Annotated in this window: 13 protein-coding genes; 12 read left to right on the top strand and 1 reads right to left on the bottom strand. The window is 32.2% G+C overall.

The window, feature by feature from the left end; genetic code table 11:
• Positions 1-10: 10 nt before the first annotated feature.
• The 8 genes from era to BHU33_RS02095 all read left to right on the top strand — a co-directional run bounded on the left by era (position 11) and on the right by BHU33_RS02095 (position 9,698).
• Positions 11-925, top strand: a complete 915-nt coding sequence (gene era / locus BHU33_RS02130) for a GTPase Era (protein ID WP_103422784.1) — start codon at positions 11-13, stop codon at positions 923-925.
• A 14-nt stretch (positions 926-939) separates the two neighbouring features.
• Complete coding sequence (gene recO / locus BHU33_RS02125; protein WP_056997599.1) at positions 940-1,710, top strand: DNA repair protein RecO; 771 nt, start codon at positions 940-942, stop codon at positions 1,708-1,710.
• A gap of 279 nt (positions 1,711-1,989) precedes the next feature.
• Entirely contained in the window at positions 1,990-2,964 is a 975-nt protein-coding gene (gene glyQ, locus BHU33_RS02120; protein WP_054646145.1) for a glycine--tRNA ligase subunit alpha, read from the top strand.
• On the top strand, positions 2,964-5,042 hold the full coding sequence (gene glyS, locus BHU33_RS02115) for a glycine--tRNA ligase subunit beta (RefSeq protein ID WP_056997600.1): 2,079 nt from the start codon (positions 2,964-2,966) through the stop codon (positions 5,040-5,042). The genes glyQ and glyS overlap by 1 nt, the downstream gene beginning before the upstream one ends.
• A 34-nt stretch (positions 5,043-5,076) precedes the next feature.
• On the top strand, positions 5,077-6,915 hold the full coding sequence (gene dnaG, locus BHU33_RS02110; RefSeq protein ID WP_054646146.1) for a DNA primase: 1,839 nt from the start codon (positions 5,077-5,079) through the stop codon (positions 6,913-6,915).
• A gap of 14 nt (positions 6,916-6,929) precedes the next feature.
• Positions 6,930-8,135, top strand: coding sequence for an RNA polymerase sigma factor RpoD (gene rpoD / locus BHU33_RS02105; RefSeq protein ID WP_078775158.1), 1,206 nt, complete (start codon positions 6,930-6,932; stop codon positions 8,133-8,135).
• A gap of 62 nt (positions 8,136-8,197) precedes the next feature.
• A complete protein-coding gene (locus tag BHU33_RS02100; RefSeq protein WP_054646147.1) occupies positions 8,198-8,896 on the top strand; it encodes a tRNA (adenine(22)-N(1))-methyltransferase in 699 nt (232 codons plus the stop codon).
• A complete protein-coding gene (locus BHU33_RS02095; protein ID WP_056997601.1) occupies positions 8,889-9,698 on the top strand; it encodes a Nif3-like dinuclear metal center hexameric protein in 810 nt (269 codons plus the stop codon). The genes BHU33_RS02100 and BHU33_RS02095 overlap by 8 nt, the downstream gene beginning before the upstream one ends.
• A gap of 40 nt (positions 9,699-9,738) precedes the next feature.
• Here BHU33_RS02095 and BHU33_RS02090 read toward each other — a convergent pair whose 3' ends face one another.
• Positions 9,739-9,927: a DUF2929 family protein gene (locus BHU33_RS02090; protein WP_054646148.1), complete on the bottom strand. Its 189-nt coding sequence runs from the start codon at positions 9,925-9,927 to the stop codon at positions 9,739-9,741.
• A 129-nt stretch (positions 9,928-10,056) separates the two neighbouring features.
• Here BHU33_RS02090 and dnaE point away from each other — a divergent pair, with 129 nt between their 5' ends.
• From dnaE to xerD, 4 genes are all read left to right on the top strand, one after another.
• Complete coding sequence (dnaE, locus tag BHU33_RS02085; RefSeq protein WP_054646149.1) at positions 10,057-13,407, top strand: DNA polymerase III subunit alpha; 3,351 nt, start codon at positions 10,057-10,059, stop codon at positions 13,405-13,407.
• A 117-nt stretch (positions 13,408-13,524) separates the two neighbouring features.
• On the top strand, positions 13,525-15,285 hold the full coding sequence (gene pyk, locus BHU33_RS02080) for a pyruvate kinase (protein WP_054646150.1): 1,761 nt from the start codon (positions 13,525-13,527) through the stop codon (positions 15,283-15,285).
• 98 nt (positions 15,286-15,383) lie between these two features.
• Entirely contained in the window at positions 15,384-16,247 is an 864-nt protein-coding gene (locus BHU33_RS02075) for a CvfB family protein (RefSeq protein WP_054646151.1), read from the top strand.
• A gap of 11 nt (positions 16,248-16,258) precedes the next feature.
• Positions 16,259-17,146: a site-specific tyrosine recombinase XerD gene (gene xerD, locus BHU33_RS02070; protein WP_054646152.1), complete on the top strand. Its 888-nt coding sequence runs from the start codon at positions 16,259-16,261 to the stop codon at positions 17,144-17,146.
• Positions 17,147-17,149: the final 3 nt, after the last annotated feature.

Below are 17,149 nucleotides of genomic sequence, written 5' to 3'. Positions count from 1 at the left end.
AAAAAGGTAAATGATGGATAAAGCAAAAGATTTTAAATCAGGATTTGTAGCAATCGTAGGACGACCAAATGTTGGCAAATCAACTTTTTTGAATCGAGTTGTAGGACAAAAAGTTGCTATTATGAGTGACAAGGCTCAAACAACTCGTAACAAAATTCAAGGCGTTTTCACTACTGCGGACACTCAAATTGTTTTTTTAGATACGCCTGGAATTCATAAACCTAAAAATAAATTAGATGAATATATGGATAATTCTGCATTGTCATCATTAAAAGAAGTAGATGCAGTTTTATTTATGGTAAGTGCAACAGAAACTAGAGGGGCTGGAGACAACTATATTATTGATCAGCTTAAAAAAGTTGATGCTCCGGTTTATTTAGTAATTAATAAAATTGATGAGATTAATCCAAATGAATTACTTCCCATTATGGATACTTATAAACGTGCCTATGATTGGAAAGATGTTTTTCCGATATCAGCTTTAAAGGGAAACAATGTTGATGATTTATTAGATGACATTAGTAAAAATCTACCAGAAGGGCCGCAATATTATCCTGATGATCAGGTTACTGATCATCCTGAGCGTTTTATTGTCCAAGAGATAATTCGAGAAAAGATTTTAGAAAATACACGACAAGAAATTCCACATTCTGTAGCTGTTTACGTGGAGGGTATGAAGCCAAATGAAAATGGCAAGTTACAAATTGAGGCTTCTATTATTGTTGATCGAGTAGGACAACGCGGTATTATTGTTGGTAAAGGTGGCGCAAAATTAAAATATATCAGCATTGGGGCCAGACGAGAGATTGAAAAACTGCTGGGAAGCAAAGTAAATCTTAAATTATGGGTTCGTGTTCAATCTGGCTGGCGTGATAAAGATAGTGCTTTAAATAATTTGGGTTATAGTGAAAAAAATGATTATTAATTAAGGTGATTTTAGTGGTAAATACTAAAAGTAAATCATTTCATGGCATTTTGCTTTATCGTAAAAACTACCGAGAACGTGATATGTTAGTTAAATTTTTTACTGCGGAAGCTGGCAAAAAAATGTTTTTTGTAAGAGGTGCAAGTAAAGCAAATTTTAAAATGGCCGGCGATATTTTGCCTTTTAGTTATGGGACTTATGAGGGAACCCTAAAAAAGGATGGGCTTTCATACATTGATAGTGCCAATAGTGTAAAACATTTTAATCAAATTAGTGATGATATTTATTTGAATGCTTATGCTACTTATATCATGAGTTTGATTGATGCAGCATTTGATGATGGGGTCCCTAATTCAATTTGGTTTGATAAATTATTTTATGCTTTAAATTTGATTAATAATGGATTTGATGCGCAAATCATTACAAACATTATTGAAATTCAATTACTTCCAATTTTTGGGGTGGCACCAGACTTTAAGCATTGTGCTGTTTGTGGCCAACAAAGTCAAATTTATGATTATTCAGAAAAATACGGTGGATTAATTTGTCAAAATGATTTTCATCTTGATCCATATCGAATGCATTTGGATCAACGAACAATTTATTATTTATGTCTTTTTTCAGTTATTGATTTAAATAAAATTGAAAACATTAAAGTTAATGAGGTTACAAAAAATAAGTTACGACAAGTAGTTGATAAAATTTATGATAATTCAGTTGGTTTGAATTTGAAAAGTAAAAAGTTTCTTAATCAGATGCGTAAATGGGAAATCAAACCCAATTGATTAATATTCGTTGACTGTTTGTTGTATGAAAATTATAATGTAATTAATTAAATATTTGACACAGATGAAAGAAAACTATTATTGATTATAATTTCAGCGAGACCATGGTAGTGTGAGATGGTTGTTATGAATGATAGTTGGCGCTTTTTAAGTCAATAAGTTTCGAGTTGCTGATTAATTTCAGAAATAGGGTGGAACCGCGACTAAATCGTCCCTATGCATGAGTTTTATTACTTTTGCATAGGCTTTTTTATTTGTTTGTTAAAAGGGGGATTTAAAATGGCAAAAACAATGTCGGTTCAAGATATTGCTAGTACTTTAAAATCATACTGGAGTCAACAGGGATGCATGATTATGGATGCTTATGACACAGAAAAAGGGGCAGGAACAATGAGTCCCTTTACATTTCTGCGAGCTGTAGGTCCAGAACCTTGGAACGTTTGTTACGTTGAGCCGTCCAGACGTCCAGCTGATGGTCGTTATGGGGAAAATCCTAATCGATTGTATCAACATCATCAATTTCAAGTTTTAATGAAACCTTCTCCAGATAACATTCAAGATTTGTACATTGATTCATTAAAAAAACTAGGGATTAATCCTTTAGAACATGATATTCGCTTTGTAGAAGATAACTGGGAAAATCCATCAATGGGTTGTGCCGGTGTTGGTTGGGAAGTTTGGCTTGACGGGATGGAAGTAACTCAATTTACTTATTTCCAAGTTGTTGGTGGAATTCAAATGAATCCAGTTTCCGTAGAAATTACTTATGGGATGGAAAGATTAGCTTCTTATATTCAGGATGTTAATAATGTGTTTGATTTAGAGTGGTCAAATGGAGTTAAATATGGTGATATTTTCAAAGAGCCAGAATATGAACATTCCAAGTACAGTTTTGAAGAAAGTGACCAAGAAATGCTTCATAAATTATTTGATGCATATGAAAAAGAAGCACAACGTCTAATTAAAGAAGGCTTAGTTCATCCTGCATATGATTATGTTTTAAAATGTAGTCATACTTTTAATTTGTTAGATGCCCGGGGAGCTGTTTCTGTTACCGAACGTGCTGGCTATTTATCACGAATTAGAAAAATGGCACACGGCATTGCCCAGGCTTTTGTAAAAGAGCGTCAAAAACTAGGATTTCCACTAATTAAGAATGAAGCTACTCGTGAAAAAGTGCTTGAAGAATACGCTAAAAAAAATCAACAAGAGAAAAAAAGAAAACAAAAAAAGAATAAGGGGGATAAAAAATAATGACACGTAATTTTCTATTTGAAATTGGGCTGGAAGAAATGCCAGCTCCTGTTGTTACCCCAAGTATCAATGAATTAGCTGAAAAAGTTGAAAAATATTTAACTGAAAATCGAATTTCGTTTGATAAAGTTAAAAAGTATTCAACTCCACGTAGATTAGCGGTTGAAATCTCTGGTTTATCAGAAAAACAACCTGATATAGATGAAGAAGCTAAAGGTCCAGCCAAAAAAATTGCAGTTGCTGATGATGGCAGTTGGAGTAAGGCTGCCATTGGTTTTGCTAAAGGACAAGGATTGGAACCTGATAGCATTACTTTTAAGGATGTTAAAGGAACTGATTATGCATTTGTTAATAAACATGTCACGGGTAAACCGGTTGAAGATATCTTGCCTGGCTTAGTTGATGTAATTAAGTCAATGAACTTTCCTACTATGATGAAATGGGGGGCTAATAAATTCCATTTTGTTCGTCCAATTAAATGGCTTGTTGCTTTATTAGATGATGAAGTAATCCCAATGCAGATTGTAAATGTCAAATCAGGCAGAACCACTCAAGGCCAACGTTTCTTGGGAAGCCCTATCAATTTAAATAATGCTAATGATTATGAAAATGATTTATTAAAGCAATTTGTAATTGCTGATTCGGATAAACGAAAAACTAAAATTAAAAATCAAATTGATACAATTGCAAAAGAAAATGATTGGAAAGTCAACATTGATCCCGATTTGCTTGAAGAAGTTAATAACTTAGTTGAATGGCCAACTAGTTTTTCTGGTAAGTTTGACAAACGTTTTTTGAATATTCCTCGTGAAGTCTTAATTACTTCTATGAAAACTCATCAGCGTTTTTTCTATGTTGAAGATCAAAGTGAAAATTTACTGCCTGATTTTATTTCAGTTCGAAATGGTAATTCTGAGTACTTGGATAATGTAATTGAAGGAAATGAAAAAGTTTTGGCAGCTCGCTTATATGATGCTGCATTCTTTTATGAAGAAGATCAAAAAAATAGCATTGATTACTTTGTCAATAAGTTAAAAGATGTTAGTTTTCATGATAAAATTTCCTCAATGTACGAAAAGATGCAACGGGTACAAGTTATTGCACAACTGATTGCTAATCAAGTTGGGCTTAATCAAAAACAAATTGATTTGTTGCAGCGTGCGGCTGAAATTTATAAATTTGATTTAGTAACTGGGATGGTTGGCGAATTTTCTGAACTTCAAGGTATTATGGGAGAAAAATATGCACTTTTGAATGGAGAAGATCCTGCTGTTGCAACAGCTATTAGGGAACACTACATGCCTATTTCTGCTAATGGTAAACTTCCCGAGACAAAAATTGGTGCCATTTTAGCAGTTGCTGACAAGTTAGACAGTATTTTGACTTTCTTCGCTGCAGGAATGATTCCAAGTGGTTCAAATGATCCATATGCTTTAAGAAGACAAGCAACTGGAATTGTACGCATTATCGCACAGCAACAATGGGATTTGCCAATGACCACTTTAATGCAAAATGTGATTAATGATGAAACAAAAGCAGATGTATTGCCTAAAGTCGATCAAAGTAAAGTTATTAATGATGTCGTTAAATTTATGAAAGATCGTATCAAACGATATTTAGAAGGCAAAGATGTTAGTTATGATTTAATTAATGCAGCTGTTTTGTCATCTAGTACAGATATTTTTTATAATATTAAAAGTGCCGATACTTTAAGTAATCATCAACATGATGATAATTTTAAGTCAACAATTGAAGCTTTAACTCGAGTTACTAGAATTGCTACTAAGAGTGATTTTAAATCAGATGATTTATTTGTTGATCCAGCATTGTTTGAAAATGATTCTGAGTTAAAAATGAATGCTGCTGTTGATAAATTAAGCTCTGATTTTATGGAATTAGATGCAAATAGTGCATATATTGAGTTATCTGATTTGCGCGACACAATTGACGATTACTTTGATAAAACCATGATTATGGCGAAAGATGAAACTGTAAAAAATAATCGATTAAAAGAGTTAACTAAACTTTCAAAATTAATTATTCATTTTGCCGATGTAGAAGAAATAATGGTTAAATAATAAAATCGAAATTAGTTAGTTGGTGATGATATTCATGGCTAAAATTCCTGAAGAATTTGTCGAAAAAGTACGTGAAAAAACAAATATTACTGATGTAGTTGGTAAATATGTTCAATTAAAAAAATCCGGGAAAAACTATTTTGGGTTATGTCCATTTCACGAAGAACGGACACCTTCTTTTTCGGTCAATGAAGAAAAACAAATTTTTCACTGTTTTAGTTGTGGACGGGGCGGAAATGTTTTTACATTTTTGATGGATTTACAAGGTCTTTCTTTTCCTCAAGCAGTAGAAGAAGTTGCTAAAGATGATGGAATTGAGATTCCAACTGATGCAACTTGGAATAAGGAATCACCAAAACAAGCCTCCGTTAAGCCATTGATAGATGTGCAAGAAAAAGCTGCTAAACTTTACCATCATATTTTAGTAAACACTAAACTTGGCGAGTCTGCACTTGAATATTTACATCAGCGTAAAATCAGTGATGAAATGATTGAAACATTTAATTTGGGGTTTGCTCCTGAAGAACGTATTTTAAAGCCTTTCTTTGCTGAAAATAAAACGGATTATCAATTGTTACGTAAATCAGGTTTATTTACTGAAAATACTTCCGGAGATTTGCGTGATTGGTTTGTTGGTAGATTAATGTTTCCTATTAGAAATACTTCTGGAGCTACGATTGGTTTTTCAGGTCGACTATTACAAAAAAATGATGATTTACCTAAATATTTAAATAGTCCTGAAACTGAAATTTTTAACAAACGAAGAATTGTTTATAATTTTGATTTGGCTCGACCTAACATTAGAAAAGATCATGATTTAATTTTATTTGAAGGTTTTATGGATGTGATTTCTGCATATCAAGCTGGAGTAAAAAATGGGGTTGCCTCCATGGGAACCAGCCTTACCAACGAGCAAATTTATGATTTTAATCGAGTTACTGATCATGTTTATGTTTGTTATGATGGCGATACACCTGGACAAAAAGCGACCAATCGTGCAGTTGATTTACTTTCTAAAGAGGGACATTTTAATGTTGGAGTAATTCAAATGCCCAACGGGATTGATCCAGATGAGTACCGTCGCGGACAGGGATCTGAAGCATTTCAAAAAGTGATTATAAACGGTCGCGAGCCAATTATTAAGTTTAAAATTAATTATTTGCGTTCACAATATAATCTTTCTAATGAAGAAGATAAATTAGAATATGTTGATCAAGTACTACATTTGATTGCAAGTTTAGATAATCCGGTTGAACAGGATTTATATTTGAATGAGATTGCGACGACTTTGGATTTGAGTATTGAAAGTTTAAAAACTCAAGTAAATCGGTTTCAAAAATCTTTCTCAAAACAAAATGTGCGTGAAAAGATTCAAAAATCTAATCACAATACGTATCCACAAGTTTTAAATAAAAATACACAGAAGTATTCTCAAGTTGAAAGTGCTGAAAGACAGTTATTAAGTGCCATGTTATTAGATTCTGATGTTTGGACACGAGTAAATAACATTTCAGGATTTAATTTCATTCATGACGATTATCAGCAACTCTATATGTTTGCACAAGAATTTTTTAAGCATCATGATGATTATCATTCATCAGAATTCAGTGATTTTGTTGGAGAACGTAAATTACAGTCAATTCTAGCTGAAATTGAAATTGATGATGATTTTAGTCAGCATAATAATAAAGGTATTGATGATTGTGTTAAAATAATAATGGAAGATGCACCGCTTAATGAACAAATCAAGCAAATCAAAGCTGATTTTGATAATGCCAAACAACTTGGTGATGAAATGCAACAACTGAAATTAGCAAGTGAAATTATTGAGCTTCAAAGAAAATTACAACAATTAAAATCGTCTGAAAATTAATGGGAGGTTATAAAATGGCAGAACGAAAAGCTAAAAAAGAAAAAGAATTAAAAAAATCTACTCCCGAACCAAAAAGTAAAACTCAGTCTAAAAAAGCTAAAACTACTAAAGCGTTAAAAAAAGAATTTGATAAAGATGGCTATAAAAAAGTTTTTGATGTTTTAAAAAAGAAGTATAAAAAGATCGGTCACATTACCTATAATGTTCTTCAACAAGAATTACAAGTTCCATTTGATTTAAGCAGAAAACAAATGGATGAATTGATGGAAAAAATTGAAGATTCTGGGATTAGCATTGTTGATGAAAATGGTGAGCCGGATGCGCGTGCTTTAAAGGCTGCTAAAAAGGTTACTCAAAAAGAACTTAAAAATGCATCTAATTCTAAAGGTGTTAAGATTAACGATCCAGTTCGAATGTATTTAAAAGAAATTGGACGTGTGCCTTTATTAACTGCTGATGAAGAAGTTCAGCTTGCACTTCGAATTGAGCAAGGTGATGAATCAGCTAAACAAGAATTAGCAGAAGCTAACTTACGACTAGTTGTTTCAATTGCAAAACGTTATGTAGGACGTGGAATGCAATTTCTTGATTTAATTCAAGAGGGAAACATGGGTTTAATGAAAGCTGTTGAAAAATTTGATTATCACAAAGGATTTAAATTTTCAACATACGCTACTTGGTGGATTAGACAGGCAATTACTCGAGCAATTGCTGACCAAGCCCGAACAATTCGAATTCCAGTTCATATGGTTGAAACCATTAACAAACTGATTAGAGTTCAAAGACAATTACTTCAGGATTTGGGTCGTGAACCTTTACCAGTTGAAATTGGTGCCGAAATGGATATGCCAACTGCCAAAGTTAGAAATATCTTAAAAATATCTCAAGAACCAGTCTCACTTGAAACTCCTATTGGTGAAGAAGATGATTCTCATTTAGGGGACTTTATTGAAGATAAGGATGCTACTAGTCCAGAAGATCATGCTTCCTATGAATTATTAAAGGAGCAGTTAGAAAGTGTTCTTGATATGCTGACTGACCGTGAAGAAAATGTTTTACGACTTCGGTTTGGTTTAGACGATGGGAGAACTAGAACCCTTGAAGAAGTTGGAAAAGTTTTTGGAGTTACGCGTGAACGAATTAGACAGATAGAAGCTAAAGCATTACGCAAATTAAGACATCCTTCTAGAAGTAAACAATTAAAAGATTTCTTAGATTAAATAAAAAACAGAGATCCCAAAGGGTCCCTGTTTTTTATTCATACATAGTTAGGAGTAATTAAATGGATGCTAGGAATTTATCAAAACGAATGCAGGCGGTTGCAGATTTAGTGCCAGCAGCTAAAACGATTGCTGATATTGGGTCTGATCATGCCTATTTACCTGCTTATTTGTTACTAAACGGGATCATCCAGTTTGCTATCGCTGGAGAAGTGAGAAAAGGCCCATTAAAAAATGTAACACTAGAAATTGAACGATTACAGCTTCAAGGAAAAATGGAAGCAAGACTCGGTGATGGATTAGATGTTATTCATGCAAATGACCAAGTGGAAGTTATTACTATTGCAGGGATGGGTGGTGAATTAATTACTAAAATTTTAGAACGAGGAATAGATAAGTTAAATTCTGGAACAACATTAGTTTTACAACCTAATGTGGATGAAAATATCTTAAGATCCTGGTTAATGAAACATAATTTTAAAATTATTGCTGAAAATATAGTAGTTGATGCTAATCATTACTATGAAATGATAAAGGCGCAATATTGTTTTGAACAAGTCGTTTATAGTAAAACCGAGTTAGATTTTGGTCCGATTTTAAAACAACAACAAAGTCCAATTTTTAAAGCAAAATGGAATCATCGTTTAAAGAAAAATAATGAAATTTTAGCTAAACTAAAGAAGTCTAATACTCATCCCGTTACTAAAATAAAAAAGTTGGAATCATTCAAATCTGAAATGGAGGATGTTTTAAATGACTAGCGTTAATGATATTATTACTCGATTTGAAAAATTTGCTCCATTAGCTTTACGTGAAGATGGAGATCCAACTGGCTTTCAAATTGGATCTAAAAAAAATATTGTGCACAAAATGATGACTACTTTAGATGTGAGACCAGAAATAGTTCAAGAAGCAATTAATAAGCATGTTGATTTTATTTTTGCTCATCACCCAGTAATGTTTAGACCGGCAAAAAATTTGGATTTGTCAAATCCTCAAAATAAAATGTATGCCGATATTTTAAAAAACAATATTACTGTTTATGCTGCTCATACAAATTTAGATAATGCTAATGGTGGAATGAATGATTGGTTAGCAGAAACAATAAAATTACAAAATGTTAAAGGATTAGTTTTACATGATACTAATATTAATGGAATAAATCATTATATGGGGCGGATTGGTAATCTATCTCATTCCATGAGTGTGCGAGAATTAAGTGAATTATGTAAGAAAGAATTTAAGGTTTCTGGATTGCGATTAGTGACGAATGACGTAAATCACTTGATTAAGCGTGTAGCTATTTTGGGTGGTAGCGGTGGGAAATTTTATCCTATTGCTTTAAAAAAAGGAGCGGATTTGTATATTACTGGTGACCTTTATTATCATACTTCTCAAGATATGCTAGCTTATGGATTAGATGCTATTGATCCTGGTCACCATATTGAAAGTATTTGTAAAGTTAAATTACAGACAATATTTCAAAAGTGGAATCAAGAAAATGATTGGAAAATTGAAGTAATTACTTCTGAGATTAATACAGATCCATTTACATTTGCATAAAAAAAGAGCCTGATTTAATTATCAGGCTCTTTTAATTTAATTAAGGCTTCATTACTAATTTGAGTAAGTTAACTCCGAAAATAGCGATTATGGCTCCTACAATTGCAACATTAATCGCAATTGTTTTAGAAAATGGAACTTGGACTAAAGCTGATCCAATATAACCAATAATTTCTCCGTAAACAATACCCCAAAATAAAGTTGTTAAGTTAGCAGCAATTATTCTCATCGTATTAACACCCCTTACTTAATAGTAGTTTATCACTATTTTTATCAAATGCAATTAAGTCGTGCTTATCAAGCAAAAGTAGTTTATTTGTTATAATTGAAATAATATAAATGGAAGGAAGCGTTGCTAATGTCATATTCTTTATTGCAAAACATTAGTTCTTATAGTTTATTGCAGAGCACTAATACTTTACCAAAATTGGTTAATACTGCTAAGGATAAAGGATACACAGCGCTTGCTTTAACGGATAAGAATGTAATGTATGGGGCAGTTGCATTTTACAAAGAAGCTAGTAAGCATGGAATTAAACCAATTATTGGATTAACATTATCAATTCAAGGAACATTTCTTTCAGAACATTCTTTTGATTTGGTACTACTTGCTAAAGATCAACTTGGATATCAAAATTTAATGCGACTATCTACCTTGACCATGACAAATGATTCACCACTTAAACTAGAACAAGTAGGAAAACTATTACACCATTTGTTTGTTTTGTTACCTGAAACTAGTGAAGCCAGTTCCTTAGTTACTTATGATCGATCAGACGATGCATTTACTTATATCAATGAGTTAAAACGACTAGTAGATGATAATGCAGTAAAGCTAGGAATTACTGATGATTTTGAAAATAATCAATTCCAACAAAAAAAGGAACTAAGTCAAAATACACAAATTGATTTAGTAGCGTTAAACCCGGTTTCTTATTTAAAGGCACATGATTATTTTAATACGAAAGTTTTAAAAGCTATTGAAGCTGGGACAGTTTTAAATAATATTTCTGAGCAAAAAAATGATTTAGGTCATGATTGGTTGAGAACTCAAAAAGAAACTGAAGCTCGTTATTTAAATCATGATTTAGAATCTGCTTTAAATGTAAATGAAGAGATTGTAGAGTCATGTAATGTTACTATTCCTAAAGAACAGCCGCAGTTACCACATTTTGAAAATCCTAATCATGAGTCTTCCGATGAGTATTTACGTGAATTATGTGAAAATGGGTTAAAAAAGATTATCAAGCAACATCCTGAACAAAAAATAGAATATCAAGATCGTCTAAAACATGAACTAGATGTTATTAACCGAATGGGTTTTGATGATTATTTTTTGATTGTTTGGGATGTGGTTAATTTTGCACATATACATCATATTTTAACTGGACCTGGAAGAGGTTCTGCTGCAGGATCATTAGTAGCATATTGTTTAAAGATTACTGACGTTGATCCGATCGAATATGATTTGTTGTTTGAACGTTTTTTAAATGAAGAACGAGCACAGATGCCTGATATTGATTTGGATATTCCTGATGACAAACGAGATGAAGTTTTACAATACGTTCATGAAAAATATGGGAATGATCGTGTAGCACAGATTATTACATTTGGAACATTAGGTGCTAAGCAATCAATTCGTGATGTAGGTAGAGTATTTGGAATGACACCTAGTGAAATGTCTGAATGGAGTAAGGCAATTCCTAATCATCTGCATGAAACTTTAAATAAAGCATTTCAAGAATCACAAAAATTAAAAAATATTGTAGCTGATCAAAAAATTAATCAAACCTTATTTGAAACTGCTAGCGAGATTGAAGGATTACCAAGGCATTATTCTACTCATGCAGCAGGTTTGATTTTAAGCGATAAACCAATAGTGGAAAAAGCACCATTGCAAAGTGGTAACGATGGGTTATTGATGACCCAATATTCTAAATATTATGTTGAAGATGTTGGTCTTTTAAAAATTGATTTTTTAGGTTTGCGTAATTTATCAATTATGGCTAATATTTTACAGACGATTAAAAAACAAGGGAAACTTGATTTTTCAATTTCTGAAATTAATTTAAACGACCCTAAAACATTAAAATTATTTCAGGATGGAAAAACAGATGGAGTTTTCCAGTTTGAATCTTCTGGAATAAAAAGTGTCTTAAAACGAATGCATCCTGATAATTTCAATTTAATTGCAGCAGTTAATGCATTGTATCGTCCTGGACCAATGGAGAATATTGATACTTTTATTGCTAGAAAAAATGGGAAAGAAAAAGTTGATTATCAAAACGATGCTATTAAAAAGATTCTGGGATCGACTTATGGAATTATTGTTTATCAAGAGCAAGTTATGCAGTTAGCCGCGACAATGGGTGGATTTTCTCTTGGACAAGCTGATGTTTTAAGACGAGCGATGAGTAAAAAACATCGAAATGAAATGGATTCCATGAGGGAGCGATTTATTAATGGTTCAATTACCAATGGTTATAGTAAAGAAACAGCAGAAACTACTTTTGAATATATTGAAAGATTTGCCAGTTACGGATTTAATAAGTCACATGCGATTGCTTATAGTAAGATGGCTTTTGAACTTGCTTATTTAAAAGCGCATTTTCCAGGTCCTTTTTTTGCAGCATTACTTAACTCTGTTTTAGGTAATAAAAATAAAATCAAAAACTATGTTCAAGAAGCTAAAGACAATCAAATTAAGGTTTTAACTCCTGATATCAATTACAGTAATCCTGAATTTGTTTATCAAAATGAATCAATTAAATTTGGTTTTAATGCCGTGAAAGGTCTTAGATCAGATTTTATTAAAGAACTTATTCGGATTAGAAAATCGAGTGGTTTATTTACCAGTTTGTCTGATTTTATTAATCGTATGGAAAAGAAATTTCGTAAAGAAGATCAAATTAAAGCACTAATTTATGCAGGAGCTTTTGATAATTTTGGTTATAATCGACGAGAATTAATTGAAGCACTTCCTGGATTAATTAATTCAGCTGAATTGTCAGGTTCGTTATTGGAATCAATTCCCGGGTTAGAGGTAAATATTAAAAGAAAAGCTGATTTTTTGGATTGGGAAAAAATCAACTTTGAAAATGAATATCTTGGAACCTTTTTATCTGGTCATCCAGTTGAAAGATACAATGATTTAAAAGAACAGAAGCATACTTATCGTATTAATGAATTGCATGATGGACAAAAACACGTTTCTGCAATTTTGCTTATTTCACACATTAAGGTCATTAGAACTAAAAAAGGTCAATTAATGGCATTTATCGATGGAAGCGATCAATTTGGAACGGTTGATATCACAATTTTTCCGCAATTATATGCTCAAATTGGTCAATCTCTAAAACAAAATATGGTAGTGCTAGTTCAAGGAAATGTTGAAAAAAGACGGGAATTGCAAATTATTGCTGATTCAATTCAGCCTGCTGCAAATGTAGTTCATCAGATAGAAAATAATAGAAGTGTAAAAAATAAAAAACTTTTTTTACAGATTTCTGAAGAGCTGGATAATAAAACAGTTTATGAGAAAATGAAGAACATTTTTGTTGAAAACCACGGCAAGACCCCAATTATTTTGTATCGAAAAAAATCAAGAAAAAAGCAAATTTTAGATCACAAATTTAATATCGCTTTAAATCCAAAATTGATTAAGGAATTAAGTGATTTATTAGGAAAAGACAATGTAGTAACAAGATAGTTTTTTATGAGTAATCAGCAGACATCTTTTTCTAAAAGTGATACAATTATGTTGAAATCTATTAAAAGCAAATTGAGTTTTAAACTTGATTTACATTAAAAAGGAGAGGTTTTACTTATGAAGAGAACAAAAATCGTAAGTACACTTGGACCCGCTTCAAATGATGTCGACACAATTGTTGACCTTTTGAATTCAGGTGCCAATGTTTTTCGTTTCAACTTTTCACACGGAGATCATGAAGAACATTTATCAAGAATGAATATGGTCAGAGAAGCTGAAAAGAAAACTGGTAAAGTTGCCGGAATCATGCTTGATACTAAAGGTGCTGAAATCAGATCTACTGTTGAAAAAGGCGGTAAGCTTAATTTTAAGATTGGTGACAAGTTCAGAATTTCTATGGATGACAGTCTTGAAGGTACTAAAGAAAAGATTGCTGTTACTTATCCAGGCTTATACGATGATGTTAAGGTGGGCGGACATGTTTTATTTGATGATGGTTTGCTTGATGCAAAAATCATCGAAAAAGATCCTAAAAACCACGAACTCGTTGTTGAAGTTATGAATAATGGTATTTTAGGTTCACGTAAAGGTGTTAATGCTCCTGGTGTTTCAATCAATTTACCTGGTATCACTGAAAAAGATTCAGACGATATTCGTTTTGGTTGTGAACACGGCATCAACTATATTGCTGCTTCATTTGTTCGTGAACCTCAGGATGTTTTGGATATTCGTGCATTACTTGAAGAAAAAGGAATGCAAGATGTACAAATCTTCCCTAAGATTGAATCCCAAGAAGGTATTGATAACTTTGATGAAATCATCAAAGTATCAGATGGATTAATGATTGCTCGTGGTGACATGGGTGTTGAAATTCCACCACAAATTGTACCAACTGTTCAAAAACGTTTGATTAAGATTTGTAATGAAATTGGTAAGCCAGTTATTACTGCAACCCAAATGTTAGATTCAATGCAGGATGAACCTCGTCCAACTCGTGCTGAAGTTTCTGATGTTGCTAATGCTGTTTACGATGGAACTGATGCAACTATGCTTTCTGGTGAAAGTGCCAATGGTGATTACCCAGTTGAATCTGTTGCTATGATGGCTAGTATTGATGAAGAAGCTGACAAACATTTCGATGAATTTGGTACACCACGTCCTGTATTTAACGATAGTGATGTAACTGAGGCTCTTGGTGAATCAGTTGCTCGTATTGCTAAAGATATGGGAATTCACACAATTGTTGCAGCTACTGGTTCAGGCTATACTGCACGTATGATTGCTAAATATCATCCAAATGCTAATATCTTAGCACTTACTTTTGATGATCGTGTGCGTCGTGGTTTGACAGTTAACTGGGGTGTTTTACCAGTACTTGTTGATAAACCAGCCTCCGCTGAAGAAATGGTTAATTTAGCAGTTGCTAAAGCTGTTGAAACTGGATTAGCTAAAGAAGGCGAAGAAATCATTGTTACTACAGGTGTTCCATTAGGTGATGAAGGTACTACTAACACTATTCGTGTTCAATTAATTGGTGCTAAACTTGCTCAAGGACAAGGTATCGGTGATGAAACAGTGATTGGTAAAGCCGTTGTAGCTGATGATGCTAAAGAAGCTGATGCTAAGACTGTTGATGGTAGTGTATTAGTTGTTAAAGATACTAACAAAGATTACTTGCCAGCTATGAAAAAAGCTAGTGCAATCGTTGTTGAAAATGGTGGTTTAACTTCATATGCTACTGTTGTTGGGATTTCTTTAAATATTCCAGTAATTGTTGCTGCTAATAATGCTACTAAAAACATTAAAGACGGCGAATTAGTTACTGTAGATGCTCGTCGTGGAGTTGTTTACCAAGGTAATCAATCTAAAAATGAATAAATAATTTAATTATTTTAAAAAGACATTCGATTTTATTCGAATGTCTTTTTGTTTTGTTATAATAAGGATAACAAGTAATAAATAATTGGAGACTGAAAATGAATACAGATGACGGAACAATCATTACTGGTAAAGTAACAGATGAAAATGACAAAGAATATTTTATACAAAAAGATGGAATTACTTATTCATTAAATAAAAAAGAAATAAAAAAACCACTTAAGTTAGGTAGTAATTTCAAAGGTTTTGCTTATGAAAATGAAAAACACGAAATGCAAATTACTCGTGATATCCCAGAAGTCGGAATTGATAGTTACGGTTGGGGGAAGGTAGTTGGAACAAAATTTGGTCTGGGTATTTTTGTTGATATTGGATTAAAAAACAAAGATATTGCAGTTTCAATGGATGATTTACCTGATATGAAATCTTTATGGCCTGATGTTGGAGATAAATTATTAATTGCTATTAAAAAGGATAATAAAGGACGGTTATGGGGTGAATTAGCTGATAATGAAATTTTTAAAGCAATTTCACAACCAGTTGATGACCCAAAATTAAAAAATCATGATGTTAAAGCTCGAGTAATTAACACTAAAAAAATGGGAACTCAGGTTTTAACTGATCATTATAATTTAGGATTTATTGATAAATCTGAAGAAGAACAAGAACCACGTTTAGGTGAAGAAGTTAATGCTAGGATTATTGGACTTCGTCCTAATAAGACACTTTATTTATCGCTTCGTCCTCGTTCTTATGAATCAATTGGTGAAGATGCTGAAATGATTAAACGGATTTTGCCGATGAAGCCTAATAACTTTTTGCCATACAACGATAAAAGTGATCCAGAAGAAATTAAGAATTATTTTGGTATTAGTAAGGGACAATTTAAACGTGCATTAGGAAAATTATTGAAAAATGGATTAGTTGAGAAAGAAACAGATGGTATCAAATTAATTAAATAATTGGTGATGAAATGCAAAATCAAATTCAAGACTATTTACACTATTTATTAGTTGAACGGGGACTATCTGATAATTCGATTAAAAGTTATCGGCAAGATTTAAATGATTTTGAAAATTATTTAAAAAAAGCACACATTAACTCTTTTGCTGCAGTTGACCAATATGAAATTTTAAGTTACTTAGAATTTAAAAAGCAAAGTGGGAAAGCTCGAAATTCAATTATTCATTCTGTGTCATCACTACGAAAATTTTATCAATATTTAATGAGATTTAAACTAATAACTGAAAATCCAATGAATCAAATTGATACACCCAAAAAAGGGTCACATTTACCAGCAGTATTGACTCAAAAAGAAGTTAATCTTTTAATGGAAATGCCTAATGTGAATAATAAATATGGAATACGAGATCGAGCAATTTTAGAAATATTATATGCTACTGGTCTACGGGTTTCGGAATTAATTAATTTAAAACTTCAAGATTTACATTTGGAAATGAATCTTATTCAAACAATTGGTAAAGGAGATAAAGAACGAATTGTGCCAATTGATGAAATAGCAATTGGTTGGCTTGAAAAATATCTGAATCAAATTCGATCATTACTATTAAAACAAAGAAAATCTCCGTATATCTTTTTGAACGCTCATGGCAGTCAGCTAAGTCGTCAAAGTGTTTGGGAAAAAATCAAACATTATGTTTCTTTAGCTGAGATTAAAAAAAATGTTACCCCACACACTTTAAGACATACTTTTGCAACCCATTTATTAGAAAATGGAGCTGACTTAAGAACTGTTCAAGAACTTTTAGGTCACTCAGATATTTCTACGACCCAGATTTATACGCATGTTTCTCATGAGCATTTAACTAGAGAATATAATAAATACCATCCCCGTGCTTAATAA

This window comes from Fructilactobacillus lindneri DSM 20690 = JCM 11027, assembly GCF_002907375.1.
Classification (GTDB): domain Bacteria; phylum Bacillota; class Bacilli; order Lactobacillales; family Lactobacillaceae; genus Fructilactobacillus; species Fructilactobacillus lindneri.
This window is presented reverse-complemented; position numbering and strand designations above follow the sequence as displayed.

What these genes read in the sequence shown, in the direction of transcription:
- dnaG (WP_054646146.1), top strand. Translation starts at nt 5,077, where the DNA reads ATGGCTAAAATTCCTGAAGAATTTGTCGAAAAAGTACGTGAAAAAACA.
- rpoD (WP_078775158.1), top strand. Translation starts at nt 6,930, where the DNA reads ATGGCAGAACGAAAAGCTAAAAAAGAAAAAGAATTAAAAAAATCTACT.
- dnaE (WP_054646149.1), top strand. Translation starts at nt 10,057, where the DNA reads ATGTCATATTCTTTATTGCAAAACATTAGTTCTTATAGTTTATTGCAG.
- pyk (WP_054646150.1), top strand. Translation starts at nt 13,525, where the DNA reads ATGAAGAGAACAAAAATCGTAAGTACACTTGGACCCGCTTCAAATGAT.
- era (WP_103422784.1), top strand. Translation starts at nt 11, where the DNA reads ATGATGGATAAAGCAAAAGATTTTAAATCAGGATTTGTAGCAATCGTA.
- glyQ (WP_054646145.1), top strand. Translation starts at nt 1,990, where the DNA reads ATGGCAAAAACAATGTCGGTTCAAGATATTGCTAGTACTTTAAAATCA.
- glyS (WP_056997600.1), top strand. Translation starts at nt 2,964, where the DNA reads ATGACACGTAATTTTCTATTTGAAATTGGGCTGGAAGAAATGCCAGCT.
- BHU33_RS02075 (WP_054646151.1), top strand. Translation starts at nt 15,384, where the DNA reads ATGAATACAGATGACGGAACAATCATTACTGGTAAAGTAACAGATGAA.
- xerD (WP_054646152.1), top strand. Translation starts at nt 16,259, where the DNA reads ATGCAAAATCAAATTCAAGACTATTTACACTATTTATTAGTTGAACGG.
- BHU33_RS02095 (WP_056997601.1), top strand. Translation starts at nt 8,889, where the DNA reads ATGACTAGCGTTAATGATATTATTACTCGATTTGAAAAATTTGCTCCA.
- BHU33_RS02100 (WP_054646147.1), top strand. Translation starts at nt 8,198, where the DNA reads ATGGATGCTAGGAATTTATCAAAACGAATGCAGGCGGTTGCAGATTTA.
- BHU33_RS02090 (WP_054646148.1), bottom strand. Translation starts at nt 9,927, where the DNA reads ATGAGAATAATTGCTGCTAACTTAACAACTTTATTTTGGGGTATTGTT.